The sequence below is a fragment of the Pseudomonas sp. FP215 genome, from assembly GCF_030687795.1.
Lineage (GTDB): Bacteria > Pseudomonadota > Gammaproteobacteria > Pseudomonadales > Pseudomonadaceae > Aquipseudomonas > Aquipseudomonas salmasensis.
On record NZ_CP117447.1, the window covers coordinates 3,772,069 to 3,797,462 of the forward strand.

Here is a 25,394-nt window from a genome sequence, read left to right on the forward strand (position 1 = left end):
CCGGCCTGTTTGTTCAGCGGTTACTGGCGCGCAGCGAGCAAACGTGCGTGCCGGTTACGCCGGGCGATGTTCAAGCATTCGATCGCTGCCGAGAAGGCCATGGCCGCATACACGTAGCCTTTTGGCACGTGGGCGCCGAAGCCTTCGGCGATCAGCGTCATGCCGATCATGATCAAGAAACCCAGGGCCAGCATCACCACGGTCGGGTTGTCGTTGATGAACTTGGCCAACGGTTCAGCGGCCACCAGCATCACGATCACCGAGACCACCACGGCAATGATCATGATCGGCAAGTGCTCGGTCATGCCCACGGCGGTGATGATGCTGTCGATGGAGAACACCAGGTCGAGCATCAGGATCTGGCCGATGGCAGCGGCAAAGCCGATGGTCACGGTGTTGCTGACGGTGGCCTTCTCCTCAGGCTCCGGGTCCATGCTGTGATGGATCTCGGTGGTTGCCTTCCACACCAGGAACAGGCCACCGGCGATCAGGATCATGTCCTTCCACGAGAACGCCTGGCCGAACACTTCGAACACCGGCGTCGTCAACTGCACGATGAACGCGATGGTGCTCAACAGGCCCAGGCGCAAGATCAACGCCATGCTGATACCAATGCGCCGCGCCTTGGCCCGATGCTTCTCCGGCAATTTGTTGGTGAGGATCGAGATAAAGATCAGGTTATCGATGCCCAGCACGATTTCCATGACGATCAAGGTCGCCAGTGCGACCCAGGCGGTGGGGCTGGCGGCCAGTTGTAAAAGGTAATCCATAGGTCAGTCCTGACGTGGTAGTGCTGGGGAATTAGGTTTCTTTGGTGTCGGATTCAGCGTCGTTTTCGGCGTCTTTTTCCTGCTTCTCAGGGCTGATCAAGCCCTGGGTTGCTTCACTCAATGCCTGCTCGGCGGCCTTGTGGGTGTCGTCGATGGCCTGCTTGGCCGACTCGGTGGCTTTGCCCAACACTTGCTGCGCACTTTTCTCGACTTGATCACAGCCGCTGACCACTATCAATGAAAGCGCAAGCAACGACGCCGCGCCCAGGGAATTGAGTTTCATGATGTATTCCTCGTTAGAACCATTGGGTCCAAATAGTGGCCCCTCGATAGCGAGGCATTCTATGCAGGCGAACAGTTCAGGAAAATTCGTATTTTTCTCGCGTATACTTCGATTTTTACGAAGTGTAGGTCGCGATGCTCAATTATCGACAACTGCATTACTTCTGGGTGGTGGCCAAGACCGGCAGCATCGTGCGCGCCTGCGAGCAGTTGAACCTCACGCCGCAGACCATCAGCGGGCAGATCAGCCTGTTGGAGCAGACCTATGGTGTTGCCCTGTTTCAGCGGGTCGGGCGCCAGCTTGAACTGACCGAAGCCGGGCGCCAGGCGCTGCCGTACGCCGAGCAGATGTTCCAGACCGGCAATGAACTGGAGGCGATGCTGCGCGCCCAGCCTGACGAGCAGCAGATTCCGTTCCGCGTTGGGGTAGCGGATGTGGTGCCCAAGTCCATCGTGTACCGGTTGATCGCGCCGACCATGGAGTTGAGCGAACCGATCCGCATCACCTGCCGTGAAGATAAACTCGAACGTTTACTGGCCGACCTGGCGATCCAGCGCCTGGACCTGGTGATTTCCGACAGCCCCATGCCCACGCACTTGGACATCAAGGGCTACAGCCAGAAGCTGGGAGAATGCGGCATCAGTTTTTTCGCCACCCAGGCGTTGGCTGATCAGCATGGCGGCCTATTCCCACAGTGTTTACAGGGTGCACCGCTGTTGATTCCGGGGGCAGAGACCGTGGTGCGCAGCCGTTTGCAGCGCTGGTTTGCCGAGCAACAGATTCAACCGCGCATCATTGGCGAGTTCGACGACAGCGCCTTGATGCAGGCGTTCGGGCAATCGGGCAGCGGGATCTTTATCGCGCCCAGCGTGATCGCCGACGAGGTGGTGCGCCAATATGGCGTGGCGCTGATCGGCCAGACCGATGCAGTGACCGAGTCGTTTTATGCAATCTCGGTGGAGCGCAAGGTCAAGCACCCCGGCATTGTGGCGATTACCGAGGGTGCCCGGCGGGAGTTGTTTACCGCCCTGCCCTGATCACTCAGGCATTGAGCGCCGTGGGTTTGGCGGTCATCAGCCACAATGCGAGCAGGATCGACACCAGGATAAACCCCGAAGCGGCAAACCCCAGGCTGCCCAGGCCGAGGGTGTCGATGACATGCCCGCCCACCATCGCACCCAAGCCAATGCCCAAGTTGGCCCCGGCGATATTCAGCGACGCGGCAAACGCCGGCGCATGGGGCGCAGCCTTCATCAAGCGCACATGGCTGACCAGGAACATCGCCGCCTGGGTCACGCCCCACACCGCCATCGCCGCAGCCAGGCCGATGGTCGAGTGAATCGCCGGCACCACCGCCACCATGCCCGCGATCATGAACCCGCAGAACACCATGGACGCGATCAACGGATGACGATCCACGGCACGTCCGCCCAGGGAATTACCGATCAGCCCGACCGCGCCAAAGCCCATCAGGCACCAGCCCACCAACGTGCCGTCGAAGCCGGCCAGGCGCTCAAGGATATCTGCCAGGTAGGTATAGGCGGTGAACATGCCACTGAACACCAGGATCGACAGCAGGATATGCCCCTGCATCACCGGGCTGCGCAGGATCTTGAATTGTGAGCGCAAGCTGGCCTGCTGGTGCTTGGCCTGGGTGACCGGCAGGTAGATATACAGCAGCAACGCCTTGGCCAGGGCGATCACCGCGAGCACCGCAAACGCGGTGCGCCAACCGAACATATCGGAAATCAGCGTGCCCACCGGAATACCAAACACGGTGGCGCACACAATGCCGAAGCCAATTTTTTCAATCGCACGCCCGGCGAACTCAGGGCCGACAATGTCTACCGCCGTTTCGCTGGCCAGGGCCCAGAACACTGGCAAGCCCAGGGCGGGGATCAAACGGGCCATGGCCATCACCCAGATATTCGGCGCCAATGCCGCCACGGTATTGGCGGCTGCGAACATGATCAGGATGCTGATAAACAGCCGCTTGCGCGGGAACCGCGCGCAGTAGGCGGTGAGGAACGGGCCGAACGCGGCCACGGTGAACGCGAACAGCGTCACCAGCAGCCCGGCTTGGGACACGCTGACGTTCAGGTCCCGAGCAATCGACGGCAACAGGCCGACGATGACGAATTCTGTGGTCAGCACGGTAAAACCGGCGGCTGACAGCAGCAGGATAGGAAACAACATGAAAACTCCAGAAACGACGACATCAACGACAGCCCTAAGGGCCCGCTGACGGAGAGGAAAGATGAGAGGCGGAATCTTAACAGAACATGTCTGGATTTGACCAAGTCCGACTGAAACGGGTGACGGAATGCCGCAGCAAACAAGACGCTTCCCACAGCATGCTAGACTTCGCGCCTACTTCCTACAGTGCTTTCTGCCTGCAATGCTGTGCCCTACTAAAAAAACTAGAGACAACTCTTTATGACTGCTGCCCCCTCCCTGTTGCAACGTTTAATGCGCGTCAGCCTGGTCACCCAAATTGTCATCGGCCTGATCGCCGGGATCGTGCTGGCCCTGCTGTTACCCGAGGCCGCGCGCGCCACTGGCTTTATCGGCAAGGTGTTTGTCACGGCCCTTAAAGCCGTCGCGCCGATCCTGGTGTTTGTGCTGGTGATGGCCTCGATTGCCAACCATAAGCATGGCCAGGAAACCCATATCCGCCCGATCCTGTTCCTGTACCTGCTCGGCACCTTTGCCGCCGCCGTGGTTGCGGTGGTCGCCAGCATGATGTTTCCGTCATTCCTGGTATTGGCGACCCATGACGCCACGGTGAGCGCTCCTGGAGGCATTGGCGAAGTGTTGCAAAGCCTGGCGCTCAGTGTGGTGGATAACCCCGTCAGCGCGCTGATGAACGCCAACTTTATCGGCATCCTGGCCTGGGCCATTGGCATGGGCATCGCCATTCGCCATGCCGGTGAAACCACCCGTACGGTATTGGACGACTTGTCCAACGGCGTCACCTTGATCGTGCGCGTGGTGATCCGCTTCGCGCCGCTGGGCATCTTTGGCCTGGTAGCCTCCACCCTGGCCACCTCGGGTTTCGGCGCCCTGCTCGGCTACGCCCACCTGCTGGTGGTGCTGATCGGCTGCATGTTGTTCGTGGCGCTGGTGATCAACCCGGCCATCGTGTTCTGGAAACTGCGCCGCAACCCCTATCCGCTGGTGCTGATGTGCCTGCGCGAAAGCGGCATCACTGCGTTCTTCACCCGCAGCTCAGCGGCGAACATTCCGGTCAACCTGGCGTTGAGCAAACGCCTGGGCCTACATGAAGACACCTACTCGGTGTCGATCCCGCTCGGTGCCACCATCAACATGGCCGGCGCCGCCATCACCATCACCGTGCTGACCCTGGCCGCCGTGCACACCCTGGGCATCGCCGTGGACATGCCGACCGCCGTACTGCTCAGCGTGGTTGCCGCGGTGTGTGCCTGCGGCGCATCTGGCGTGGCGGGTGGTTCGCTGCTGCTGATTCCCCTGGCGTGCAGCCTGTTCGGCATCCCCAGTGAAATCGCCATGCAGGTAGTGGCCGTCGGTTTCATCATCGGCGTGCTGCAGGACTCGGCGGAAACCGCACTCAACTCGTCTACCGATGTACTGTTTACGGCGGCGGCGTGTTTGGGCAAGGAAGAACAAACAGCTTGAATGAAAGAAGAAAAGCCCGAGCGGTTCACTGCTGAGCCGACTCGGGCCTTTCTATGACGAGGGTTAGAAAGTATTGAGGTTAAGTCGGGGAGTTTTGCGCAGTGAACCCCTGAAGAGGTGTCCCATATCGCTTGTTCGTTTTCGGATCGACTCGATACCACTTACCAGTGATTTCATCTAACTGAGCCAGGACCTTTTGATGTATCGGCGCCCTGATAAGTGCCTTCTATCACGTCTTTGGGCTTGTACTGATACACCCTATCCACACTGAAATTAGCCGAAATCACTTTCCAGGTAAGGCTCCCTTTGCCCGCGAACGAGGAGAACGTTGTAAGGCCTCTGGTTCCAATGGCAGCCCCCCCTGCAAACGGATTGGCAGCTCTGACAAATGCCCGACCCAGCCTGCCTCCAACGCCTCCTTTCCCTAGCGTTGCGCCCACCTTCGCTATTTTGGAAATCTTACCGAGGGCTCCGGCACCGGCGACAACGAAGCCGAATATATCGAATGCAAGAAACTTAAGCCCTTCACCGACTCTGCCCTGCTGAAAACTGTGTAGCGCCGCTGCACCTGGTATCAGCGCACGGGTAACAGCTTGTATTTTTTCGAACTCCGTCACTTCACTATCGAATGTGGTAACGCCTCTGGCTCCGCTGGCCAACTGTTCACGCTCTTTATCACTGAAAAAATGGCGCGTAACGGCATCGGCTATGTGCTGCGTTCTCGCCGAGGTGAAGGTGTGTAGGGTTGTTGAAGTTTGAGGCTTGGGTTCTCGTTCCTTGGTGTCTGTCGAGTTGTCGGCTGTCATTTCACTCACTTGGGTGTTTGATATAGCTCTCACCCCTTCCTCACCCGTAGCCATTTCAGCCCAGTCGCCCTGTAGCCCAACCTTCACACCATCAGTCAAATCTGCTCGATGCCTCCACCCCTCTGTCGATGGGTTGAATTCATACACTCGTTTACGGCCTTTATGCAGGGTTTCGATCAATACGGAGCTGCTTTTGGCGTCTTCAACTTTTTTGACACGGCGATGAATTCCAGTGCCTGTATCGGTAATGGTTCGAGTCACCTTCTCTTCCCCATAAATTTTCAGCTCACCATACTGCAGCGCCTCCTTATCCTCCTCAGGCAGCAGTGATAGTTGGTGTTGTACGGTAACCTTCATGGCGCCTTTAAGGCCGTCGTAATAATCGACAGCCTGCTTTTCAAACAGCTCATTGGGCGACGGCATAAACTTGAGCTCATGGGATATTTTTTCAATAGGAACGGTAGGGTCATTGGAATACCACTCCACATGCTGCTGCGGCTGCAAAAAGATATCCAGTATCGAGTAAGGGCCTTGTAAATCACGATCCCGTACTTTTGGGTAGATTGTTTTCTTCTCAAAATCTATCACCCCGTATTCTTCTACGGGAAATTTCTCCTTCAGCGCATTGAGCGCCAGTGCCTGACGCGTGGCTAATTCGGTGCGTTGAGCTTCTGAAGCTCGTATCAAGGTGTCGAAACGCTCACTGGCGAGGGTCACAGCACGTTCTACTTCTTCATCCGTGTAATTGTTATCTACCCGTTTTTCAATGGCTCCATCCGCCACGGCCCAGTGAATCAGGCCTTCCCTCCCAGCCAGCGCTTGCACTTTTTTTTCAGCGTCGGTAATGGGGTCCAGATCGTCTTTGAGCAGCTGCTCATAAGTTTTAGTCGCCGCCGCCCCCGGATTGCGCATCTCGGATTTGGCAACGATGGCTTTCAAGCTGACCCAGGCCGGGGAACCGTAAGTCACACTGTCAGGGATGTTTTTGACCAGTAACTCCGGAGCGTGGTGCGACAACAGCAGGTAGGCTGCCAACGCAGCGTTGTGGCCATAGGACTTGCGCAGATGCTCGGTTAGCCCCTCAAGGACAAAAGACAGCGGCTTACCCCAATTCTCGCGCGCCGACAAATCAAACCCGGCCACCTTGTTCTTTTCGTCAGTCTTGAACAATGCATCCTGGTTGAGACCTATCTGCAGAGCCGAAAGCGCCCAATCCTCAGCACTGCCTGCGCCGTCAAACTTAGTACGCAAGGCTTCGCCCATGGCACGCGCGGCGGGGCTTTGCAAAAGCCTGAGGATCGCTTGCCGGGGATCTTTCAGCTCTGCTTCAGACCACTGGATACCTTGCGTCAAATAACCGAAAGCGTTCTGGCTCAATGTTAACGAGTCGAACTCAGGCAACGCCATTGCGTTATAGGAAACAGCGTCGTAGATCGCCTGCTGTTGCGACGTATCCAGTGGCGTTGGCCACGATAACCCGCCCCCCAAATCGCCATGCAATTGTCGGTACTCGACAGGGCGTAACAACTCAAGGGTCATGTTTTTAATGTCGGCTTTATCAGCGGGGTGCTCCCAACCATTACCCGTCATGAACTGCAAGAGGTTCACCTGCCGCCCTGCCATTGGTTGGTTATCCAGACGAAAGCCGGAGTCAGGATCCAGCTTGATTTGTTGCGATTGCAGATAGGATCGCAGTCCAGCTTCACGATCATAAACTGGCGGGTCGGGAAGAAGGCGATGAGTGTAGTCATGCAATGAGGCTTGGTTATCCAAATACTCGTCCGCTCCCACATATGCTGTGGTCAAAGCATCCCTGAAAGTATCCAGGTCACGTTTGTTGGCAAGCTGCTGTTTTTGCGCCACCAGCGCTTCTTCAGTACGCGCCTCACCCACCCCTGAGGTGGCAAACCCATTATTGCTTTGCAACTCTCGGACACGTCGTTGATCTTCGGTGAAGTCGTTATGAATCGTCTCGCCATAGAATTGGGCTACCTGCTTGAGCGGCGCACTTTCGGCCTGCAGGTCCGAGTAGCTGATCCCATCGGGCGCATAAGCTTTTAGCGCGGCCAGAATCGGTCCGGCAAAGGTTGCCCAAGGTGAGTTGTCTTTTAAGGTAAATAAGGTAAGCACGCCATTTTTTCTGACACTCAGCCCGCCGTCAGAACTAATCTTGAGTGAGGATGGATCATAACCCTCCGACTTAAGCCAGGTTAAAAAGTCCTTGTCGTTAAGGGTATGACGTAGCTGCGCTCGCCACTGGCCGAACGATGAAGCCTCCGGAATATTCGGAATGATCGTTTCTTCATCACGTGTCCGGCCCTCCAACGCCTCACTATAACGGGCTGCCAGTTCACTGTTGGCTTGATCCCGCGCAGAGGTGTGGGAGGACGTTTCATTACCCGGCACCTCTCGGCGGGTGCGGCTCACCGCAACCAAATTCGAGGAAGAGCCATCTTGATTCTTCGTCGTATCCAATGCTGGCTCGGAATAAGCGTTGTTGGTAATCGACGTGACTGCGATGGGAGAAAGATGCATGTCGTTTGTAGGCTCCAGGTTCTTTACTAGAAAGTTCTATAGGCGCCCGTGAGTGAGATCTATCTGGATATTGGTTGCGTCGAAATGCGTAACAAATGATGAGTTTGGTATAAAACAACCATGCATAAAAAAACCTGAGGCTGTTCGTGAAAGAACAACCCCAGGTTTTTTTGAACCTTGAGTTTAGAACGCGCCCATATAATCGCGCTTGCCCACTTCCACCCCGTTATGACGCAGCAGCGCATAAGTGGTGGTGACGTGGAAGAAGAACTGCGGCAGGCCGTAGGTCAGCAGGTAGGACTGGCCGCTGAAGCGCTTCTCCTTCGGGGTGCCGGGGCGAGTGACGATCTCGATGCCTTCCTTGCCGTCGATCTGCTCGGGCTTGATGGTGTCGACAAAGGCCAGGACCTTGGCAATCAGCGCTTGCAGGTCGGCAAAGGTGACTTCGCTGTCTTCGTACTTGGGTACTTCGATCTCGGCCAGGCGTGCCGACACACCTTTGGCGAAGTCCACGGCGATCTGCACCTGGCGCACCAACGGGAACATGTCCGGGAACAGGCGCGCTTGCAACAAGGCGTTAGGCTCGATGTTCTTGGCGCTGGCGTGGGCTTCGGCTTTGTTCAGCACATCGCTGAGGGCGTTGAGCATTTGCTTGAAGACCGGGATGGAAGCGGCGTACAGGGAAATAGTCATGACAGTCTCACGGTAATGGCGGGGTTGGAACCAGCCGCGATTATAGCCATGCCTGGCGCTTGTCTTTTATTTTTTCAAGCTTAGGCTAAGGGGCTTCACTGCATAGGGAAAGCGCGATGACCGCCGAGCACGATACCGACACCCCTGAGCCGCGCCTGAACAGCACGGAAATCCGCGTCCTGGGCTGCCTGATCGAAAAACAGGCGACCAACCCGGAAACCTACCCCCTCACCCTCAACGCCCTGGTGCTGGCCTGCAACCAGAAGACCAGCCGCGAGCCGGTGATGAACCTCAGCCAAGGCCAGGTCGGCCAGAGCCTGCGCGCGCTCGAAGGCCAAGGCTTCACGCGCCTGGTAATGGGCAGCCGCGCCGACCGCTGGGAACACCGTGTGGACAAGGCCCTGGAACTGGTGCCGGCCCAGGTGATCCTGACCGGGCTGCTGTTTTTGCGGGGGCCGCAGACCGTCAACGAGTTGCTCACCCGCAGTGGGCGCATGCATGACTTTGAGGATGCCGAACAGGTTGTGCATCAGCTCGAACGCCTGATTGCACGGGGATTGGCGCTGCTGGTGCCGCGCCAGGCCGGGCAGCGTGAAGACCGGTACACCCATGCGCTGGGGGACCCGGCGGATATTGAAGCGATTATGACCGCAAGGGGGAACCCAGTGGAGCGTAGCGCGGGCGCTGTCTCAGTGGAGCGTATTGAAGAGCTGGAAGCGCGGATTGCCGCACTGGAAGAGCGGCTGGCGCAGCTGGAACAGGCATAACGCAGATAAAGATGTGGGAGCTGGCTTGCCTGCGATAGCCATAGGTATCTACACAACTCTGAAGTGATCGACGGTAACCACGATGCGAAGCGAGCCGCTCTTGATCTTGATCTGCTTTTGATCTCAGGCGCCCCGTTAAACCACGCTGGCCGAACGCAGGCTTGAATTCGTGGGTAACCCGGCAGGACGCCGGGTTAGCCGCCCCGCGCCAGGGATGGCGCGTGGCGGCGGCCCACGGATTCAAGCCTGCGTTCGGGCACACTGAGCCCAAGCGAGGTGCCGAGTGGTGGGGCAAGAGCGTTTTGCTTACTTTTGCGCTTTTCAAAAGTGAGCCGCTGTCAGAGCGGAACCCTAAGTAGCCGTTACCGCAGGAATGGATATGTACTCGGTATTACGGTGTCGACTGTGAGGCCGTCTTCGCGAGCAAGCCCGCTCCCACAGTTGGATCGTGGGGTGTCAGGGAGATAGCCGTCGCTTGGCAGGCCGCCATCGCAGGCAAGCCAGCTCCCACAGTTGGATCGTGGGGTGTCAGGGAGATCGGCGTCGCCTGGCAGGCCGCCATCGCAGGCAAGCCAGCTCCCACAGTTGGATCGTGGGGTGTCAGGGAGATCGGCGTCGCCTGGCAGGCCGCCATCGCAGGCAAGCCCGCTCCCACAGTGGATCGTGGGGTGTCAGGTAGATAGGCGTCGCCTGGCAGGCCGCCATCGCAGGCAAGCCAGCCCCCACATTGGATTTGGCGCAAGGCTTTAGCTGCGGGCGAAGGCCACCGCTGCCTCGAACTGCTCCTGCGTAGGCCGCACGCCGGTATAAAGCACAAACTGCTCCAACGCCTGGATAGCGATCACTTCCAACCCGGTAATCACCCGCTTGCCCTGCGCACGCCCCCGCACGATCAACGGCGTTTCCGCCGGGATCGCCACCACATCGAAGACGGTCTCAGCCTGATCGATTGCCTCAGCCTCAAACGCCAATGCATCCGCCTCCGCCCCACCCGTCATGCCGATGGGCGTCACGTTGATCAGCATCTGTGGCCGCAGGCTGCCCAACTCCGCCTGCCACTGATACCCCAGGTTCCTGGCCAATGCCTGTCCCGCGGCCTCGTTGCGCGCCACGATCACGCCATTGGCGTACCCCCCGTCACGCAAGGCACTGGCGACCGCCTTGGCCATGCCGCCGCTGCCGCGCAGGGCGAAGCTGGAGTCTTTGGGCACGGCGTGCTTTTTCAGCAGTTGCTCAATGGCGATGTAATCGGTGTTGTAAGCCTTGAGGTGACCGTTGGTATTGACGATGGTGTTCAGGGAGTCAATGGCTTGAACCGAATCGTCGAGTTCGTCCACCAAGGCAATCGCGGCCTCCTTGAACGGCATGGACACCCCGCAACCCCGCACACCCAGGGCGCGGATACCGCCGATCGCGCCGGGTAAGTCCTGGCTGCTGAAGGCTTTATAGTAAAAATTCAGACCCAGCTGTTCATACAGGTGGTTATGAAAACGCAGGCCAAAGTTCCCAGGGCGCGCCGACAGTGACATGCACAGTTGGGTGTCTTTGTTGGGATGCATCTGCATGGATAACTCCTTGAAGTAAGCAAATCGGTACAGACCTTACACAACCTTTACCCAGTGGCGGTGCTGTTTTCTCGAAATACGTTGTCTTAAAAGTATCCCCGCGACAATCCTTGAGTCTATTGATTGCAGACCACAAGCGCAGGGGCTAATTGAGGAATGACCATCATGCGTAAACTCCCCAGGATCGCCTTGCTTATCGGCGCACTCGCGATGGCCGGCCAAGCCTCCGCCCACGGTGGTGGTTGGGGTGGCCCGGCCGTGTTCGGTGCGCTTGTCGGCGCAGCGGTAGTCGGCTCCGTGGTTGCCAGCCAGCCGCGTGAGGTGTACGTGCAACAACCGGTGTATGTGCAGCCGCAGCCGGTGTATGCCGCGCCGCCGCCGGTCTACTACGCGCCACCGCCACCGGTGTATGTGCAACAGCAGGTTTACTACCGCCCGGCGCCCGTCTATTACGGCCCACCGCGTGGTTATTATGGGCCGCCTCGCGGCTACTACGGCCCGCCCCACGGTTACTACCGCCATGGTTGGTAAGGTTTAACCCCGTTGACAGCCACAGGCCTCGCCCACACGCGGGGCCTTTTTTTTGCCTGAAAAGTCCGGATTTATTCTGCCGATGTCGCTGTGAGAACAACGCACGAGCGCCAATCCCACATCATGAGCGTCGAATATCCTCTTGATCGATTGCGGGCTGCGCTGTCATGTTTGCGTCACAAAACAGTCGCACTATCGACCCAGTCCAGCCAATAACAATTAAGGACGATTGACCATGCCCACACAAAACCCGCACCGCACCGCCGGCCTGTGCACCTCCAGCAAGGTCTACAGCGCCTTGACTGAACTCAAGCACCTTGAAGGCCATCGCAACGCCAAGTTCCTGGCCTTGCTGGCCGAAAACCTGGTGCGCAAGGGCCTGCTCAGTGAACACGAAGTGGTGAACATGCTCGACCAGGTGGTGGATTAACGCCTGGCGTTGATGTCGACTATCGAGCCAGGTGATTTTTCCCAGGCGCCAGCAAACCGTAAGGTGGCCTCCATAACGTTTGGAGGTACTTATGCCCACTGTTCAAATCATGTCTGTCATCGGTAGCGCCGTCCCCGCCCCTCTGCGCAAACTGGGCTTGCTCGCCTGCTGGTATGTGGTGCGCGATGGCGAGCCGATCAGCGGCCCGCTCACCTCGTTATCAGATGCCGAAACACAACGCCGGATGGCAACCGACTTCAGGCTAGAAGCCTGAGCGTTACGGCAGCGGCAGCTTGACCCGCGGCTTGGTTTCGACGAACAACGCCCAGCACGACATGAACAACGCTGCCACCAGCGGCCCGATGACAAAGCCATTAAGGCCGAACACCGAGAGGCCGCCCAAGGTCGAGATCAGGATCAGGTAGTCCGGCATCTTGGTGTCCTTGCCCACCAGGATCGGGCGCAGCACGTTGTCCACCAGGCCAATCACGAACACGCCGAACAGCCCCAGCACCACGCCCTGCCAGATCGAACCGCTCAACAGGAAATAAACTGCCACCGGCCCCCAGACCAGCCCGGCACCCACCGCAGGCAGCAGGGACAGGAACGCCATCAATACGGCCCAGAGCAAGGCACTGGGAATGTCCAGGAACCAGAAAATCAAGCCACCCAGCGCACCCTGGGTCACGGCCACCAGCACGTTGCCCTTGACCGTGGCGCGCACCACGCGGTTGAACTTGAGTTGCAGGCGACGCTTTTGCGGCTCGGCCAAGGGCACGGCTGTGCGCACTTTGCGTACCAGCTCCGGGCCGTCGCGCAGCAGGAAAAACAGCAGGTACAGCATGATGAAAAAGCTCACCAGAAAATCAAACGTCCCCTGGCCGAAGCTGAACGCCTGGGAGGCAAAGAACTGACTGCCCTGCATCGCGCCCTTGACGACCTTTTCCCGCAGCCCTTCGAGGTTGCCCATGCCGAAGCGGTCGAGCAATTGCTGGAAATACGGCGGTAGGACGTTCTTGAATTGCTCGATATAACCCGCCACGTCGAGTTTGCCGCTCTCGATGTTTTTGTAGAGCGTGGCCCCCTCTTGCACCAGCAGCGCACTGGTGATGATCACCGGCAGAATCGCGATCACCAGGCATACCATCAAGGTGGTCAGGGAGGTCAGGTTGCGGTTCCAGCTAAAACGCTGCTGCAGGCGGCGCTGCATCGGCGCAAAGATAATGCCCAGGATCACGGCCCAGAACACCGCGCCGTAGAACGGCAGCAATATCCAGATAAAGGCCACGGTGACCAGGGCCAGTAGCAGCAACAGGGTTTTGAATTGCAGGTTGGTTTGATTCATGTCCGGTCCATGTCAGAAAAACAGGGCCGATCGCGGCCCTGTTGCTTAGTCCGCAGCCAAACCTGGGAGTGCCCTTGTTTTTCGAACAAGCATAGATCGCCCTGTTTAGACGTGGATCAATGCACGGCGCCCGGCCCTGCACTACCCTCGCGCCTTTTGCGACCTACAGCCATGCCCTCCATGATTGCCCCCGAACTGCTCGCCCCTGCCGGCACCCTGAAAAACATGCGCTACGCCTTTGCCTACGGTGCCGATGCGGTCTATGCCGGCCAGCCGCGCTACAGCCTGCGGGTGCGCAACAACGAGTTCGACCACGCCAACCTGGCCCTCGGCATCCAGGAAGCCCATGACCAGGGCAAGCGTTTCTACGTGGTGGTGAACATTGCGCCCCACAACGCAAAGCTCAAGACCTTCCTCAAGGACCTGGCGCCCGTGATCGCCATGGGCCCGGATGCGCTGATCATGTCCGATCCGGGGTTGATCATGCTGGTGCGCCAGCACTTCCCGCAGATGCCGATCCACCTGTCGGTACAGGCAAATACGGTGAACTGGGCCAGCGTGGCGTTCTGGCAACAACAAGGTATTTGCAGGGTGATTCTGTCGCGGGAGCTGTCCCTGGAAGAGATCGGCGAAATCCGCCAGCAGGTGCCGACGATGGAGTTGGAGGTGTTTGTGCATGGCGCCTTGTGCATGGCCTATTCCGGGCGGTGCCTGCTGTCGGGCTACATGAACAAGCGTGACGCCAACCAGGGCACCTGCACCAATGCCTGCCGCTGGAAATACCAGGCCACGCCGGCAGTGGAGAATGCCACTGGCGATATCGTCCAGGAATATCAACCCACATTGGGCATCGGCACGCCCACCGATCAGGTGTTCCTGCTACAAGAGGCCAATCGCCCCGATGAACCCATGCCCGCCTTCGAAGACGAACACGGCACCTACATCATGAACGCCAAGGACCTGCGGGCCGTGCAGCATGTGGAGCGCCTGGCACAGATGGGCGTGCATTCGTTGAAGATCGAAGGCCGCACCAAGTCCCACTTTTACTGCGCGCGCACCACCCAGGTGTACCGCCAGGCCATCGACGACGCTGTGGCCGGCCGTGCGTTTGACCGCGGCTTGATGACCAACCTCGAGTCACTGGCCCAGCGTGGCTACACCGAAGGTTTCCTGCGCCGCCACGTGCACGACGAATACCAGAACTACCAGAACGGCAGCTCGGTTTCCGAACGTCAGCAGTTTGTCGGAGAACTGACCGGCGAGCGGCGTGGCGCGTTGGCCGAGGTGAAGGTGAAGAATCGCTTTGCGCTGGGCGATCATCTGGAGTTGATGACGCCCGCTGGCAATTTTCATTTTGACTTGGCGAGCCTGCATAACGCCAAGGGCAAAAGCATCGAGGTGGCGCCGGGGGACGGGCATACGGTGTATGTGCCGATTCCGGCGCAGATGGACCTGCGCTTTGGCCTGCTGATGCGCGACGTTTAAACCCTGCCATGGGCATCGGTATCTACACAACTTTGTGGGCTATAGCAGCAGACGGTAACCACGATGCGAAGCGAGCCGCTCTTGCTCTTGATCTGCTCCCCCGGTGTCAGGGTAGTTGTCGTGTCCCCCGCTTTTTGAAAAGCATTCCGGGGGCGGCAAGAGTATGGTCATGCCTTTCTATTCAGAAGAACGTAAAGCTGCGCTGCTGAAAATGATGCTTCCGCCCCTGAGCCTCTCGGCGGCGGAGGTCGCTCGGCGCGAAGGTTGTAGCGATATGTCTCTCCATTATTGGCGCAAACAAGCTGCCGCCAGAGGAACGCAATTGTCCGATGCCAAGCAACCGGCCGAAAATTGGTCAGCCGAATCCAAGCTGGCGATCATCATAGAAACAGGTTCGCTATCGGAACTGGAAATCGGTGAGTACTGCCGACGAAAAGGTATTTTTCCCGAGCAAATAACCGATTGGCGCAACGCTTTTATTGCCGGCAGCACGAAACAGTCAACCGCGAAAACTGCAAGCTCCGGACAGTCACGAGATGATAAAAATCGTATCCGTGAACTTGAACGTGAGTTGCGCCGCAAAGATGCAGCCCTGGCTGAAACAGCGGCTTTACTGGTACTACGAAAAAAGCTCAATGCCTACTGGGGGAGCGACGACGAGGCCACCTGACCTTGTTGCCAGAACGGTATTTACTCGTTGATTGGCTTAATGAAGCCATTCTGGCGGGCGCCCGCAGGGCGCCTGCTTGTCAGGAGGTAGGCATTTCACTGAGGACGCTGCAACGCTGGAGCTTGCCGCAAGAACTCTTGGCAGATGGACGCACGACGACGCTCAGGCCGATACCGAACAACGCGCTCAGTGAGCTTGAGCGACAAGGCATCGTGACGCTGTGCAACAGCAAAGCTTACGCGCACCTCCCGCCAAGCCAGATCGTGCCGCAATTGGCCGATGAAGGAAGATATGTAGCCTCGGAGGCGACTTTTTATCGTGTGCTGCATGCGGCAGGTCAGCAGCATCACCGATCCAGAGCCAAGCGACCGCATCGCCATGAGGCACCGACCACTTACGCAGCGACTTCAGCTAATCAGGTGTGGTCATGGGACATCACCTACCTGCCGTCCCCGGTTCGCGGGAAATTTTACTATCTCTATCTGATCGAAGACATCTACAGCCGAAAAGCCGTGGGCTGGGAAGTTTATGAAGCCGAGAGCGGGGAAAAGGCGGCAGCGTTGCTGCAACGAAGCGTGACTCAGGAGAAGTGTTGGCGCCAGCCGCTGGTGCTTCACTCGGACAATGGTGCACCAATGAAATCGGTGACGTTACTGACCAAGATGTATGACTGGGCATCACGCCGTCTCGCGGTCGACCACGGGTTAGCAACGACAACCCGTACTCGGAATCACTGTTCAGGACACTGAAATACTGCCCGCAGTGGCACAGGCAGGGTTTACCAGCCTGGATGAGTGCGCGTATCTGGGTGAGGAATTTTATGACCTGGTACAACACCGTGCACCGTCATAGCCGGATCCGTTCGTAACACCACGGCTCAACGTCATGAAGGAAAAGACCGAGAAATCTTGGCTCGTCGAGATGCGATATACCGGCAGGCCAGAGAGAAAAGACCGGAACGATGGTCAGGAGAGACACGCAACTGGAACCCTATCGGGACGGTGTATCTGAACCCCGAAAGGGAGCTGACCGTGGTAATAAAAATCGCGTAGCGCGACGGTGGACGCGACAACTACCTTGAAAAACGCCGTGCTTTTGATCTTGATCTCAGGGCCCCGTTAAACCACGCTGGCCGGAATTCGACAGGGATTTGGGGGGTAAACCGGCAGGGATGCCGGTTTAGCCGCCCCGCGCCATGGATGGCGCGTGGCGGCGGCCCCCCAAATCACTGGCGGATTACGGGCACACCGAGCCCAAGCGAGGTGCCGAGTGGTGGGGCAAGAGCGTTTTGCTTACTTTTGCGCTGTTCAAAAGTGAGCCGCCGTTGGGGCGGAACCCTAAGTGGCCGTTACCTAAATAACGGATATGTACCCTGTCCAACTGTGTTGACTGTCAGGCCGTCTTCGCAGGCAAGCCAGCTCCCACATTTGGATTGCGGTGCCTCAGGGAGATAGGCGCCAGCTGTCAGGCCGTCACGGGAGCAAGCTCCCTCGCCACAGGTTCAGCGTCGCACCAAAATTGTGTAGATACCTATGCTGCCATGGGTTGAAAGGATCAGATCCTGAACTGGCCCACCAACTGCCCGAGGCGCTGGCCCAGGTCGGCCAGGCTGCGAGACGTCTGAGCGCCCAACTGGGTTTCGTCCGCCACGCTGTCTACCGCTACGGCAATCTGATGCACGCTGCGGTTGATCTCTTCTGCCACGGCGGTCTGCTCTTCGGCGGCGCTGGCGATCTGGGCGTTCATTGAGTTGATGGTGCCAATCAGCTGCGCCATGGTGTCCAAGGACGCGCCGGCTTGGTTGGCCTGGGCCGAGGTGCCGTCGCCGGCATCGCTGGAGCGGCGCATTGCGTCCACGGCCGCCTCGGTGCCCTTTTGCAGGCGGTCGATCATGCCCTGGATTTCCTGGGTGCTGGTTTGGGTGCGGCTGGCCAGCGCACGCACTTCGTCGGCGACCACGGCAAAGCCACGCCCGGCCTCCCCGGCCCGTGCGGCTTCGATGGCAGCGTTGAGCGCCAACAGGTTGGTTTGTTCGGCGATGGAGCGGATCACGCCGAGCACGCTGACGATAGACGACACATCCTGCTGCAGGCTGTCCAAGGACACGCCGCTGCTGCGGATGTCGTTCACCAGCGCATGGATCTGCGCGATGCTGCCGTCCACTACACGCTTGGCTGCCTGGCCTTCGGCATCGGTCTGCTGCGCGGCGACGGCGGCGCCCTGGGCACTGCGCGCCACTTCGTGGGCAGCCGAGGACATCTGGTTGATCGCGGTGGCCACCTGGTCGGTCTCGTGGCGCTGGCGTTCCATGGCCTGCTCGGAGCGCTGGGCCTGGTCGGACACCTGGCTCACCAACCCGGTGAGCTGAGCGGTCATGTCAGTGATCTGGCGCACCAGGCCGTGGATTTTATCGACAAAGCGGTTGAACGCACCGGCCAGGTCGCCGAGTTCATCCTGGCTGGTGATGGCCAGGCGGCGGGTCAGGTCGCCTTCACCCGCCGCGATGTCATCGAGGTTGGCTTTCATCAGGTGCAGCGGACGCAAGATGGTATTGGCTAGCAACATGCCCACGGCGGCGATCACCAGCAACACCACCACGGCCACACCGAGGATGCTCAGCAGCACGCCTTGCATGCGTGTCTCGACTTTAGCCTGCACCACTGCCACTTGGGCGTCGATGCCATCGAGGTTCACCGAGGTGCCGATCACCATGTCCCACTTGGGCAGGTACTCGGTATAGCCGAGCTTGGGCACCAGCTCGGTCTGGCCGGGCTGGGTCGAGCTGTATTGCAGGTAGTGGGTGCCGTCCTTGCCGACCTTGACCAGGTCGCGGTTGACGTAGACGCCGTTAGGGTCGCGGTTGTCCTTGAAGCTTTTGCCTACGCCATCCGGGCTGTCGCCCTTGAACAGGCGGATGGTCTCGGAGTCGTAGCCGAAGAAATAGCCGTCTTTGCCGTAGCTGGTATTGGACAACAATTTGACCACCTGCGCCCGCGCCGCACTGTCGCCGGGGGCTGCCGCGTCGTAGAGCGGCTTGATGGTGGTCATGGCCACCTCGACATAACCTTGCAGGGTGGCCTTGGCGTCGTTGAGCAGGCGCTGGCGGGTTTCATCCACTTCGTTGCGGGCCTGGCCCTGCAGAATCCACACGGTGGTCAGGCTGATGACCACGGCAAACAACAACACCGGCACGACAGCAAGGGCCAGGACTTTGGCCTTCAAACTCAGACGCATGGCTTTTCTCTCTTGTTAGTGGCGACTTGAGAGGTTAACGGCCATGTGAGCGATTTCTGTAGGAGCGAGCTTGCTCGCGAAGAACCTGAGAGCCCTGCGGGGTGCCAGGTTGCCCGCGTTATCGTTGACGCTTTTCGCGAGCAAGCTCGCTCCTACAGGAACCTCGTCAGAGCGTCATCGCGGCCAGCCAGCCGAACGCCAGCAGCGGCAGGTTGTAGTGCAGGAAGGTCGGCACCACGGTGTCCCAGATGTGGTGGTGCTGGCCGTCGATATTCAGGCCGGAGGTGGGCCCGAGGGTAGAGTCCGAGGCGGGCGAACCGGCGTCGCCCAAGGCACCGGCGGTACCGACGATGCACACGATGGCCAACGGGCTGAAGCCCAGTTGGACACACAGCGGCACGAAAATCGCCGCGAGGATCGGCACCGTGGAAAACGACGAGCCGATGCCCATGGTCACCAACAACCCCACCAGCAGCATCAACAACGCCCCGACGCCCCGGCTATGGCCGATGAACGCTGCCGAGGCTTGCACCAGCGAGTTCACGTCACCGGTGGCCTTGAGCACTTCGGCAAAGCCTGAGGACGCGATCATGATGAAGCCGATCATCGCCATCATCTTCATGCCTTCGGTGAACAGGTCATCGGTGTCGCGCCAGCGCACGATGCCCGACACCGAGAAGATCAGGAACCCGGCCAGGGCGCCGATGATCATCGAGTCCAACCACAGCTGGATGATGAACGCCGAGGCAATTGCCAGGCCGGCCACCAGCAGGGTCAGCGGGTTGTACTGCACCGCCACTTGCTCGACACGTTCGATTTTCTTCAGGTCGTACACACGCTTTTTGCGGTAGCTGATCAGCACCGCCACCAGCAGGCCGACCACCATGCCCAGCGCCGGCAGGCCCATGGCGTGGGTGACGTTGACCCCACTGATATCCACCCCGCTCTTGGCGACGTTGGCCAGCAGGATTTGATTGAGGAATATATTGCCAAAGCCTACCGGCAGAAACATATACGGGGTGATCAGGCCGAAGGTCATCACGCAGGCGATCAGGCGACGGTCCAGTTGCAGCTTGGTCAGTACGTACAGCAGCGGCGGTACCAGCAGCGGAATAAACGCAATGTGGATCGGCAAGATGTTCTGCGAGGCAATCGCCACCACCCACAACAGGCCGATCAGCAGCCATTTGACGTGGTTGCCACCGCTGGCGTCCTGGCGGTCCACCAGCAGCAAGGCTTTGTCCGCCAGGGCATGGGCCAGCCCGGACTTGGCAATCGCCACGGCGAAAGCGCCGAGCAATGCGTAGGACAAGGCCACGGTTGCGCCGCCGCCCAGCCCGCCGTTGAAGGCCTTGAGCGTGGCCTCGATACCCAGGCCACCGGTCAAGCCGCCCACCAGGGCGCCGACGATAATGGCGATGACCACATGCACGCGGGACAGGCTGAGTACCAGCATGGTGCCGACCGCGGCGATGACTGCGTTAATCATGGTTACCTCAAGCAGAAACAAAAAAGACAGGCATGCCCGCGCGCGGCCCATGGGAACAGCTGCCGGCGTGCAGGCTTGAAAGAGGTCTTATTAGAGGGCGCGCACTTTGCAGGAGCTGGGCTGCCATGTCAAAAACTGTGGTGAGTGAACGCTCTCTCAACAGATAAAGAATTGCAGGCGCCCGCCGATAAGCTGTCTCTAACGTGCTTTCAGGTAAGGATGTCCCGATGTCGCTCAGGCAGCTCTCCATTCAATGGAAAATCACCCTGCTGGCGGGCCTGTGCCTGCTGGGGATCGTGACCCTGCTGGTGGGTCTGTCGCTGTATCGCATGGCGCAGAGCTCGCAGCAGGTCAAGGCGTCCAGCATGCAGATGCTCGACGAAGCCGCCCAGTCGCGCATCGAAGCCCAAGGCGAAGTGCAGGCGCTGGGCATTCGCCAGCAGTTCATGGATGCCTACCAATACGGCCACGGTTTTTCCCGCCAGGTGCTGTTTTTGCGCGAGCAGGCCGAAAAGCGCTTTCTCGATGCCTTCGACACCCGTGAAGACCTGACCCGCCAGGTCAAGGCCGCCCTGCAGGCCAACCCTGACCTGCTCGGCCTGTCCCTGGTGTTCGAAGCCAATGCGCTGGACGGCAAGGACGAACTGTTCGCCAACCAGGCGGAATTGGGCAGCAATGACAAAGGCCGTTTCGCCCTGTACTGGTCGCAACCGACGCCGGGGAAAATCACCTCGATGGCGCTGCCCGAGAGCGACATGGCCGACACCTCCATCGGCCCCAGCGGCGAAAAGGCCAACGCCTGGTTCACTTGCCCACGCACGACCCTCAAACCCTGCGTGATCGAACCTTACTTTTATGTGATCGACGGCCAGAACGTGCTGATGACCAGCATCGTGTTTCCGCTGATGGTCAACGGCAAAGTCATCGCCTCGCTGTCGGTGGACATCAACCTCAACAGCTTGCAGGCGGTCAGCCAACAGGCCAGCCAGAAACTCTACGACGGCCAGACCCAGGTCAGCATCCTCAGCGCTACTGGCTTATTGGCCGGCTACAGCCCCGACGCCAGCAAACTCAGCCAACGCCTGGAGCAGGTCGACCCAGCCAGCGGCGCGCAGTTGATCAGTGCCCTGGCCAGCAGTACCCAGACTCACAGCCTGCGCACCGACCATCAACTCAAGGTATTGGCGCCTTTTGCGCCGATTCCCGGCGGTAAGTCGTGGGGCGTATTGCTGGATGTACCGGAACAAGTCCTGGTCGCCCCCGCCGAAGCGCTAAAAAACCAGCTGGACGCCGACAACGCCAAAGGCACCCTGTTGGAACTGGGCCTGGGACTGCTGGCCGCCGTGGTCGGTTTGATCCTGGTGTGGCTGATGGCGCGCAGCGTGACCCGGCCAATCCTTGGCGTGGCGCACATGCTTGAAGATATCGCCAGCGGCGAAGGCGACCTGACCCGGCGCCTGGCCTATGCCAAACAGGACGAACTGGGCCAATTGGCCGGCTGGTTCAACCGCTTCCTCGACAAGCTGCAGCCGATCATTGCCGAGGTCAAACGCTCGGTGCAGGACGCCCGTGGCACCGCCGACCAGTCCGCAGCCATTGCCACGCAAACCAGCGCCGGCATGGAGCAGCAGTACCGCCAGGTGGATCAGGTGGCCACCGCGTCCCACGAAATGAGCGCCACCGCCCAGGACGTGGCCCGCAGCGCCGCCCAGGCGGCCCAAGCCGCTCGAGATGCCGACCAGGCGACTCGCCAAGGCTTGACGGTTATCGACCGCACCACCGTCAACATTGGCGAACTCGCCGCCGACATGAGCACTGCCATGGCCCAGGTAGAAGGCTTGGCCGCCAACAGCGAACAGATCGGCTCGGTGCTCGAAGTAATTCGCGGCATCGCCGAGCAGACCAACCTGTTGGCACTCAACGCCGCCATCGAAGCCGCTCGCGCCGGTGAAGCCGGCCGCGGTTTTGCCGTGGTCGCCGACGAAGTGCGCAACCTGGCACGGCGCACCCAGGAATCGGTGGAAGAAACCCGCCTGGTGATCGAACAATTGCAAACCGGTACCAGCGACGTGGTCGGTTCCATGGGCAACAGCTATCGCCAGGCCCAGGGCAGCGTCGAACAGGTCGGCCAGGCCGTGACGGCCTTGCGCCAGATTGGCGATGCGGTCACGGTGATCAGCGACATGAATCTGCAAATCGCCAGCGCCGCCGAAGAGCAAAGCGCGGTGGCCGAAGAGATCAACAGCAACGTGGCGACCATTCGCGATGTGACCGAGTCGTTGTCGGAGCAGGCCAATGAATCGGCGCGGGTCAGCCAGGCGTTGAACAGCCTGGCGAATCAGCAGCAGGGGTTGATGGATCAGTTCAGGGTGTAAGAACCTTGCACACAACCTGAGATAGCAAAATCAGGGTGGGAGCGGGCTTGCTCGCGAATGCGGTGTATCAGTCGCCAATGCATTGACTGACACACCCTATTCGCGAGCAAGCCCGCTCCCACATTTTGAACTACGGTGTGTGAATGCTAGCGGCGTGGCAATTGGATCAAGACCTTGAGCCCACCTAGCTCACTCTCCTGCAGCTGCAACACCCCGCCCCACACCTCAACGATGTCGCGCACGATCCCCAAACCCAGGCCATGGCCAACCCTCTGTTCATCCAGGCGTGCGCCACGGCTGAACACCTGGTCGCGCTGGGCCTCGGGAATGCCGGGGCCGTCGTCTTCCACCGCCAGTTGGTAACCGTGGGGCATCTCGCTGACGCTAAGACGTACCTCGGCGTCTGCCCATTTACAGGCGTTGTCCAACAGATTGCCCAGCAGTTCCAGCAGGTCTTCACGGTCCCAGGGCAGTTGCAGGCCCGGCGCCACCTGGTAGCTGAGGTCCAGGTGTTCGCCGTGGATCATGCGCAGGGTGGCCAGTAAACCGGGCAGCTCTTGTTCACAGTCAAACAACGCGCCCGGCAAGGCATCGCCGGCCAGGCGTGCACGGTTGAGTTCACGGTTGAGGCGCTGCTGCACCTGCTCCAATTGCTCGCGCAGCAACTGGCTCAACTGCGGCTGATCCTTGAGGGCTTCACTGGAAGCGGCGCTCAACAACACCGCCAGCGGGGTTTTAAGCGCATGGCCCAAGTTGCCGAGGGCATTGCGGGAGCGCTTCAGGCTGTCTTCGGTGTGCGCCAGCAGGTGGTTGATCTGCGCCACCAGGGGTTCGAGCTCAAGCGGCACCTGGGTGTCGAGTTGCGAACGCTGGCCTTGTTGCAGTTGGGCGATCTGGTTACGTGCGGTCTCCAGCGGGCGCAAGGCACGGCGCACGGTGACCCGTTGCAGGATCAGCACCAGCAGCAGCGCCGCCAGCCCCATCACCAGGCCGACCTGGCGCATCAGGCGAAAGCTCTCGCGTACGGGCGTGTAGTCCTGGGCCACGCTGATGGAAATCGACTGGCCAAAGCGCTTGTAGTCCGAGCGCAACACCAACAGTTGCTGGCCTTCGGGCCCCAGTTGCAGGTTGCCCTTGAGCCCCGCCACAGGGAGCCGGGGCAGTTCCTGGTCCCACAGTGAACGGGAGCGCCAATGCACATCGGCAAAGTCGATACGAAAGTAATGCCCGGAAAATGGCCGTTGGTACGCCGGCGACAGGCGTTGCTCATCCAACTGCACGCCGTTGGGCCCACGCACCAGCGCCACCAGCAGGTTTTCGCTGTCGTTGCGCAAGCCCGCTTCAAGGTAGCGCTGCAAACCCGCCTCGAACAACCACAGGCTGGTTTGCGCCAGCACCACGCCGACAATCACCATCACGCTGATCAACCCCAGGCTCAGGCGCCGCTGGATTGACCTCATGCCGGGGTGGCGCCGAAACGGTAGCCCTGGCCGCGCCGCGTCTCGATCACGCTGCGGCCCAACTTGCGCCGCAGGTGGTTGACGTGCACCTCCAGCACATTGGAGTCGCGCTCGGTCTCGCCGTCATACAAGTGTTCGGCCAGGTGGCTTTTGGACAGGATCTGTTCGGGATGCAGCATGAAATAGCGCAACAAGCGAAACTCGGCAGCCGTCAGTTGGATTTCGGCGCCGTCGCGCAGCACACACTGGCGCCCTTCATCCAAATGCAGGCCAGCGGCTTGCAGGGTGGGCTGGTTCGTCTGGCCGTGGGAGCGGCGCAGCAGCGACTGGATGCGCAGGTAAAGCTCTTCAGGGTGAAAGGGTTTGCTCAGGTAATCATCGGCGCCAGCCTTGAGCCCTTCGATACGCTCGGCCCAGGAATCGCGGGCGGTGAGAATCAGCACCGGGATGGCCAACGCGGCGGCGCGCCATTGCGCCAGCACGTCAAGCCCGGGCAACCCTGGCAGGCCAAGGTCGAGGATGATCAGGTCATAGGGTTCGCTGCGCCCTTGATACACGGCGTCGCGGCCATCGGCCAGCCAGTCGACCGCATAGCCCTGGCGTTGGAGGCCGGCCATCAGTTCGTCGGCCAGGGGGACGTTGTCTTCCACCAGGAGCAGGCGCATCAATCTTCCTCATCTTTGATCAGGTCACCGTTGGTGGCGTCCAGCTTGATCTCGCGCACCACGCCCTCGGTGGTCACCAGTTCCACTTCATAGGCATATTGCCCGTGTTTCTTTTCCAGTTCGGCTTCCAGCAGCCGCGAGCCGGGGTATCGTGCCATGGCCTGCTGCAACAGCTGTTCCAATGGCAGGATCACGCCTTGCTGGCGCAGGGCTAGGGCTTCGTCCTGGTTGAGGTCGCGGGCCGCCAGGCTGGAACAAAACACCATGAGCACCAGCGCCACGCGACTGCCGACGCGTAAATTTACCTTCATTACGTATCCTGATGATTCTTGAGAACCTGCCCGGTGAGCGCGTTCAATTCAACATCCCATTCAATCCCGTTGGTATCTCGTAGCTCGACTTCATAGACGTACTTGCCATATTCCTCATCCAGATCGGTGTCCAGCAGCGTCGAACCAGGGTGAAGGGCCAGGGCCGTGGCTTCCAATTGATCGAAAGCGACAATAGTAACAGTGGCCGGCACGATCAGTGGCTTGTCGGGGTCCACGGCGGCGGCCGGGGTCGCCGTAACGAGGATGATAGCGGCGGCGCCCAGGGCAGTGAGGCGCTTCATGATAAGTCTCCGTTACATGAT

At 59.6% G+C, this 25,394-nt stretch carries 20 protein-coding genes and 4 pseudogenes; 10 read left to right on the forward strand and 14 right to left on the reverse strand.

What is annotated here, in order from left to right:
• Nucleotides 1-20: 20 nt before the first annotated feature.
• Both PSH76_RS16880 and PSH76_RS16885 read right to left on the reverse strand, forming a co-directional pair.
• Nucleotides 21-770: a TerC family protein gene (locus PSH76_RS16880; protein WP_014717958.1), complete on the reverse strand. Its 750-nt coding sequence runs from the start codon at nucleotides 768-770 to the stop codon at nucleotides 21-23.
• Nucleotides 771-801: 31 nt separating this feature from the next.
• Nucleotides 802-1,053, reverse strand: coding sequence for a hypothetical protein (locus PSH76_RS16885; protein ID WP_032892480.1), 252 nt, complete (start codon nucleotides 1,051-1,053; stop codon nucleotides 802-804).
• Nucleotides 1,054-1,187: 134 nt separating this feature from the next.
• Between PSH76_RS16885 and nhaR the strand changes: the two genes are divergently transcribed.
• Nucleotides 1,188-2,090 (forward strand): transcriptional activator NhaR, encoded by a 903-nt coding sequence (nhaR, locus tag PSH76_RS16890; RefSeq protein ID WP_305492626.1) that lies wholly within the window; start codon nucleotides 1,188-1,190, stop codon nucleotides 2,088-2,090.
• A 4-nt stretch (nucleotides 2,091-2,094) separates the two neighbouring features.
• On the opposite strand, the gene PSH76_RS16895 is transcribed toward nhaR, so the two are convergent.
• On the reverse strand, nucleotides 2,095-3,249 hold the full coding sequence (locus PSH76_RS16895) for an MFS transporter (RefSeq protein WP_098952067.1): 1,155 nt from the start codon (nucleotides 3,247-3,249) through the stop codon (nucleotides 2,095-2,097).
• A gap of 240 nt (nucleotides 3,250-3,489) precedes the next feature.
• Here PSH76_RS16895 and sstT point away from each other — a divergent pair, with 240 nt between their 5' ends.
• Complete coding sequence (gene sstT, locus PSH76_RS16900; protein WP_098952068.1) at nucleotides 3,490-4,710, forward strand: serine/threonine transporter SstT; 1,221 nt, start codon at nucleotides 3,490-3,492, stop codon at nucleotides 4,708-4,710.
• Between the two features lie 173 nt (nucleotides 4,711-4,883).
• On the opposite strand, the gene PSH76_RS16905 is transcribed toward sstT, so the two are convergent.
• The gene (locus PSH76_RS16905; protein WP_305492627.1) at nucleotides 4,884-8,051 is read right to left on the reverse strand and encodes a hypothetical protein; all 3,168 of its coding nucleotides are present in this window, start codon (nucleotides 8,049-8,051) and stop codon (nucleotides 4,884-4,886) included.
• Between the two features lie 183 nt (nucleotides 8,052-8,234).
• Entirely contained in the window at nucleotides 8,235-8,744 is a 510-nt protein-coding gene (locus PSH76_RS16910) for a DUF1993 family protein (protein WP_044273114.1), read from the reverse strand.
• A gap of 116 nt (nucleotides 8,745-8,860) precedes the next feature.
• Here PSH76_RS16910 and PSH76_RS16915 point away from each other — a divergent pair, with 116 nt between their 5' ends.
• Nucleotides 8,861-9,511 carry a YceH family protein gene (locus tag PSH76_RS16915; protein ID WP_186609497.1) on the forward strand — a complete coding sequence of 217 codons (651 nt, stop codon included), beginning with the start codon at nucleotides 8,861-8,863 and terminating at the stop codon, nucleotides 9,509-9,511.
• Nucleotides 9,512-10,257: 746 nt separating this feature from the next.
• Here the strand turns inward: PSH76_RS16915 and PSH76_RS16920 are convergent.
• Nucleotides 10,258-11,076, reverse strand: a complete 819-nt coding sequence (locus tag PSH76_RS16920) for a shikimate 5-dehydrogenase (RefSeq protein WP_305492628.1) — start codon at nucleotides 11,074-11,076, stop codon at nucleotides 10,258-10,260.
• 156 nt (nucleotides 11,077-11,232) lie between these two features.
• Between PSH76_RS16920 and PSH76_RS16925 the strand changes: the two genes are divergently transcribed.
• From PSH76_RS16925 to PSH76_RS16935, 3 genes are all read left to right on the forward strand, one after another.
• A complete protein-coding gene (locus PSH76_RS16925) occupies nucleotides 11,233-11,607 on the forward strand; it encodes a hypothetical protein (protein ID WP_019818659.1) in 375 nt (124 codons plus the stop codon).
• Nucleotides 11,608-11,842: 235 nt separating this feature from the next.
• Nucleotides 11,843-12,037, forward strand: a complete 195-nt coding sequence (locus PSH76_RS16930; RefSeq protein WP_032892487.1) for a hypothetical protein — start codon at nucleotides 11,843-11,845, stop codon at nucleotides 12,035-12,037.
• A gap of 91 nt (nucleotides 12,038-12,128) precedes the next feature.
• Nucleotides 12,129-12,311: a hypothetical protein gene (locus PSH76_RS16935; RefSeq protein WP_003190283.1), complete on the forward strand. Its 183-nt coding sequence runs from the start codon at nucleotides 12,129-12,131 to the stop codon at nucleotides 12,309-12,311.
• A gap of 3 nt (nucleotides 12,312-12,314) precedes the next feature.
• Here the strand turns inward: PSH76_RS16935 and PSH76_RS16940 are convergent, their stop codons facing one another.
• The gene (locus tag PSH76_RS16940) at nucleotides 12,315-13,382 is read right to left on the reverse strand and encodes an AI-2E family transporter (protein ID WP_019818663.1); all 1,068 of its coding nucleotides are present in this window, start codon (nucleotides 13,380-13,382) and stop codon (nucleotides 12,315-12,317) included.
• A gap of 171 nt (nucleotides 13,383-13,553) precedes the next feature.
• Here PSH76_RS16940 and yegQ point away from each other — a divergent pair, with 171 nt between their 5' ends.
• Together yegQ and PSH76_RS16950 are read left to right on the forward strand one after the other, a co-directional pair.
• Nucleotides 13,554-14,867, forward strand: a complete 1,314-nt coding sequence (yegQ, locus tag PSH76_RS16945; protein WP_305492629.1) for a tRNA 5-hydroxyuridine modification protein YegQ — start codon at nucleotides 13,554-13,556, stop codon at nucleotides 14,865-14,867.
• Nucleotides 14,868-15,036: 169 nt separating this feature from the next.
• Nucleotides 15,037-16,589: pseudogene (locus tag PSH76_RS16950) on the forward strand (IS3 family transposase).
• A 502-nt stretch (nucleotides 16,590-17,091) separates the two neighbouring features.
• Here the strand turns inward: PSH76_RS16950 and PSH76_RS30770 are convergent.
• The 3 genes and pseudogenes from PSH76_RS30770 to PSH76_RS16965 all read right to left on the reverse strand — a co-directional run bounded on the left by PSH76_RS30770 (nucleotide 17,092) and on the right by PSH76_RS16965 (nucleotide 20,257).
• On the reverse strand, nucleotides 17,092-17,913 hold the full coding sequence (locus PSH76_RS30770) for a methyl-accepting chemotaxis protein (protein WP_370874666.1): 822 nt from the start codon (nucleotides 17,911-17,913) through the stop codon (nucleotides 17,092-17,094).
• Between the two features lie 84 nt (nucleotides 17,914-17,997).
• Nucleotides 17,998-18,771, reverse strand: a pseudogene (locus PSH76_RS30775) (cache domain-containing protein); the annotation flags it as partial.
• Between the two features lie 166 nt (nucleotides 18,772-18,937).
• On the reverse strand, nucleotides 18,938-20,257 hold the full coding sequence (locus PSH76_RS16965; protein WP_161794324.1) for a Na+/H+ antiporter family protein: 1,320 nt from the start codon (nucleotides 20,255-20,257) through the stop codon (nucleotides 18,938-18,940).
• Nucleotides 20,258-20,706: 449 nt separating this feature from the next.
• Between PSH76_RS16965 and PSH76_RS30780 the strand changes: the two are divergent.
• Nucleotides 20,707-21,777: pseudogene (locus PSH76_RS30780) on the forward strand (HAMP domain-containing protein); the annotation flags it as partial.
• A gap of 348 nt (nucleotides 21,778-22,125) precedes the next feature.
• Nucleotides 22,126-22,635: pseudogene (locus PSH76_RS30785) on the forward strand (methyl-accepting chemotaxis protein); the annotation flags it as partial.
• Between the two features lie 146 nt (nucleotides 22,636-22,781).
• Here the strand turns inward: PSH76_RS30785 and PSH76_RS16975 are convergent.
• Genes PSH76_RS16975 through PSH76_RS16990 form a run of 4 tightly spaced genes read right to left on the reverse strand, consistent with a single transcriptional unit; the run spans nucleotide 22,782 to nucleotide 25,373 of the window.
• Nucleotides 22,782-24,095, reverse strand: coding sequence for a sensor histidine kinase (locus PSH76_RS16975; RefSeq protein WP_305492631.1), 1,314 nt, complete (start codon nucleotides 24,093-24,095; stop codon nucleotides 22,782-22,784).
• Entirely contained in the window at nucleotides 24,092-24,760 is a 669-nt protein-coding gene (locus PSH76_RS16980; protein ID WP_003190268.1) for a response regulator transcription factor, read from the reverse strand. The genes PSH76_RS16975 and PSH76_RS16980 overlap by 4 nt, the downstream gene beginning before the upstream one ends.
• On the reverse strand, nucleotides 24,760-25,071 hold the full coding sequence (locus PSH76_RS16985) for a PepSY domain-containing protein (protein WP_003190266.1): 312 nt from the start codon (nucleotides 25,069-25,071) through the stop codon (nucleotides 24,760-24,762). Before PSH76_RS16985 ends, PSH76_RS16980 begins: the two co-directional genes overlap by 1 nt.
• Entirely contained in the window at nucleotides 25,071-25,373 is a 303-nt protein-coding gene (locus PSH76_RS16990; RefSeq protein WP_056788323.1) for a PepSY domain-containing protein, read from the reverse strand. Before PSH76_RS16990 ends, PSH76_RS16985 begins: the two co-directional genes overlap by 1 nt.
• Nucleotides 25,374-25,394: the final 21 nt, after the last annotated feature.

Coding starts and splice junctions, on each gene's coding strand:
- PSH76_RS16935 (WP_003190283.1), top strand. CDS start 12,129: ATGCCCACTGTTCAAATCATGTCTGTCATCGGTAGCGCCGTCCCCGCC.
- PSH76_RS16930 (WP_032892487.1), top strand. CDS start 11,843: ATGCCCACACAAAACCCGCACCGCACCGCCGGCCTGTGCACCTCCAGC.
- PSH76_RS16920 (WP_305492628.1), bottom strand. CDS start 11,076: ATGCAGATGCATCCCAACAAAGACACCCAACTGTGCATGTCACTGTCG.
- PSH76_RS16980 (WP_003190268.1), bottom strand. CDS start 24,760: ATGCGCCTGCTCCTGGTGGAAGACAACGTCCCCCTGGCCGACGAACTG.
- PSH76_RS16895 (WP_098952067.1), bottom strand. CDS start 3,249: ATGTTGTTTCCTATCCTGCTGCTGTCAGCCGCCGGTTTTACCGTGCTG.
- PSH76_RS16910 (WP_044273114.1), bottom strand. CDS start 8,744: ATGACTATTTCCCTGTACGCCGCTTCCATCCCGGTCTTCAAGCAAATG.
- yegQ (WP_305492629.1), top strand. CDS start 13,554: ATGCCCTCCATGATTGCCCCCGAACTGCTCGCCCCTGCCGGCACCCTG.
- PSH76_RS16975 (WP_305492631.1), bottom strand. CDS start 24,095: ATGAGGTCAATCCAGCGGCGCCTGAGCCTGGGGTTGATCAGCGTGATG.
- PSH76_RS16880 (WP_014717958.1), bottom strand. CDS start 770: ATGGATTACCTTTTACAACTGGCCGCCAGCCCCACCGCCTGGGTCGCA.
- nhaR (WP_305492626.1), top strand. CDS start 1,188: ATGCTCAATTATCGACAACTGCATTACTTCTGGGTGGTGGCCAAGACC.
- PSH76_RS16990 (WP_056788323.1), bottom strand. CDS start 25,373: ATGAAGCGCCTCACTGCCCTGGGCGCCGCCGCTATCATCCTCGTTACG.
- PSH76_RS16985 (WP_003190266.1), bottom strand. CDS start 25,071: ATGAAGGTAAATTTACGCGTCGGCAGTCGCGTGGCGCTGGTGCTCATG.
- sstT (WP_098952068.1), top strand. CDS start 3,490: ATGACTGCTGCCCCCTCCCTGTTGCAACGTTTAATGCGCGTCAGCCTG.
- PSH76_RS16940 (WP_019818663.1), bottom strand. CDS start 13,382: ATGAATCAAACCAACCTGCAATTCAAAACCCTGTTGCTGCTACTGGCC.
- PSH76_RS30770 (WP_370874666.1), bottom strand. CDS start 17,913: ATGACCGCTCAGCTCACCGGGTTGGTGAGCCAGGTGTCCGACCAGGCC.
- PSH76_RS16915 (WP_186609497.1), top strand. CDS start 8,861: ATGACCGCCGAGCACGATACCGACACCCCTGAGCCGCGCCTGAACAGC.
- PSH76_RS16905 (WP_305492627.1), bottom strand. CDS start 8,051: ATGCATCTTTCTCCCATCGCAGTCACGTCGATTACCAACAACGCTTAT.
- PSH76_RS16925 (WP_019818659.1), top strand. CDS start 11,233: ATGACCATCATGCGTAAACTCCCCAGGATCGCCTTGCTTATCGGCGCA.
- PSH76_RS16885 (WP_032892480.1), bottom strand. CDS start 1,053: ATGAAACTCAATTCCCTGGGCGCGGCGTCGTTGCTTGCGCTTTCATTG.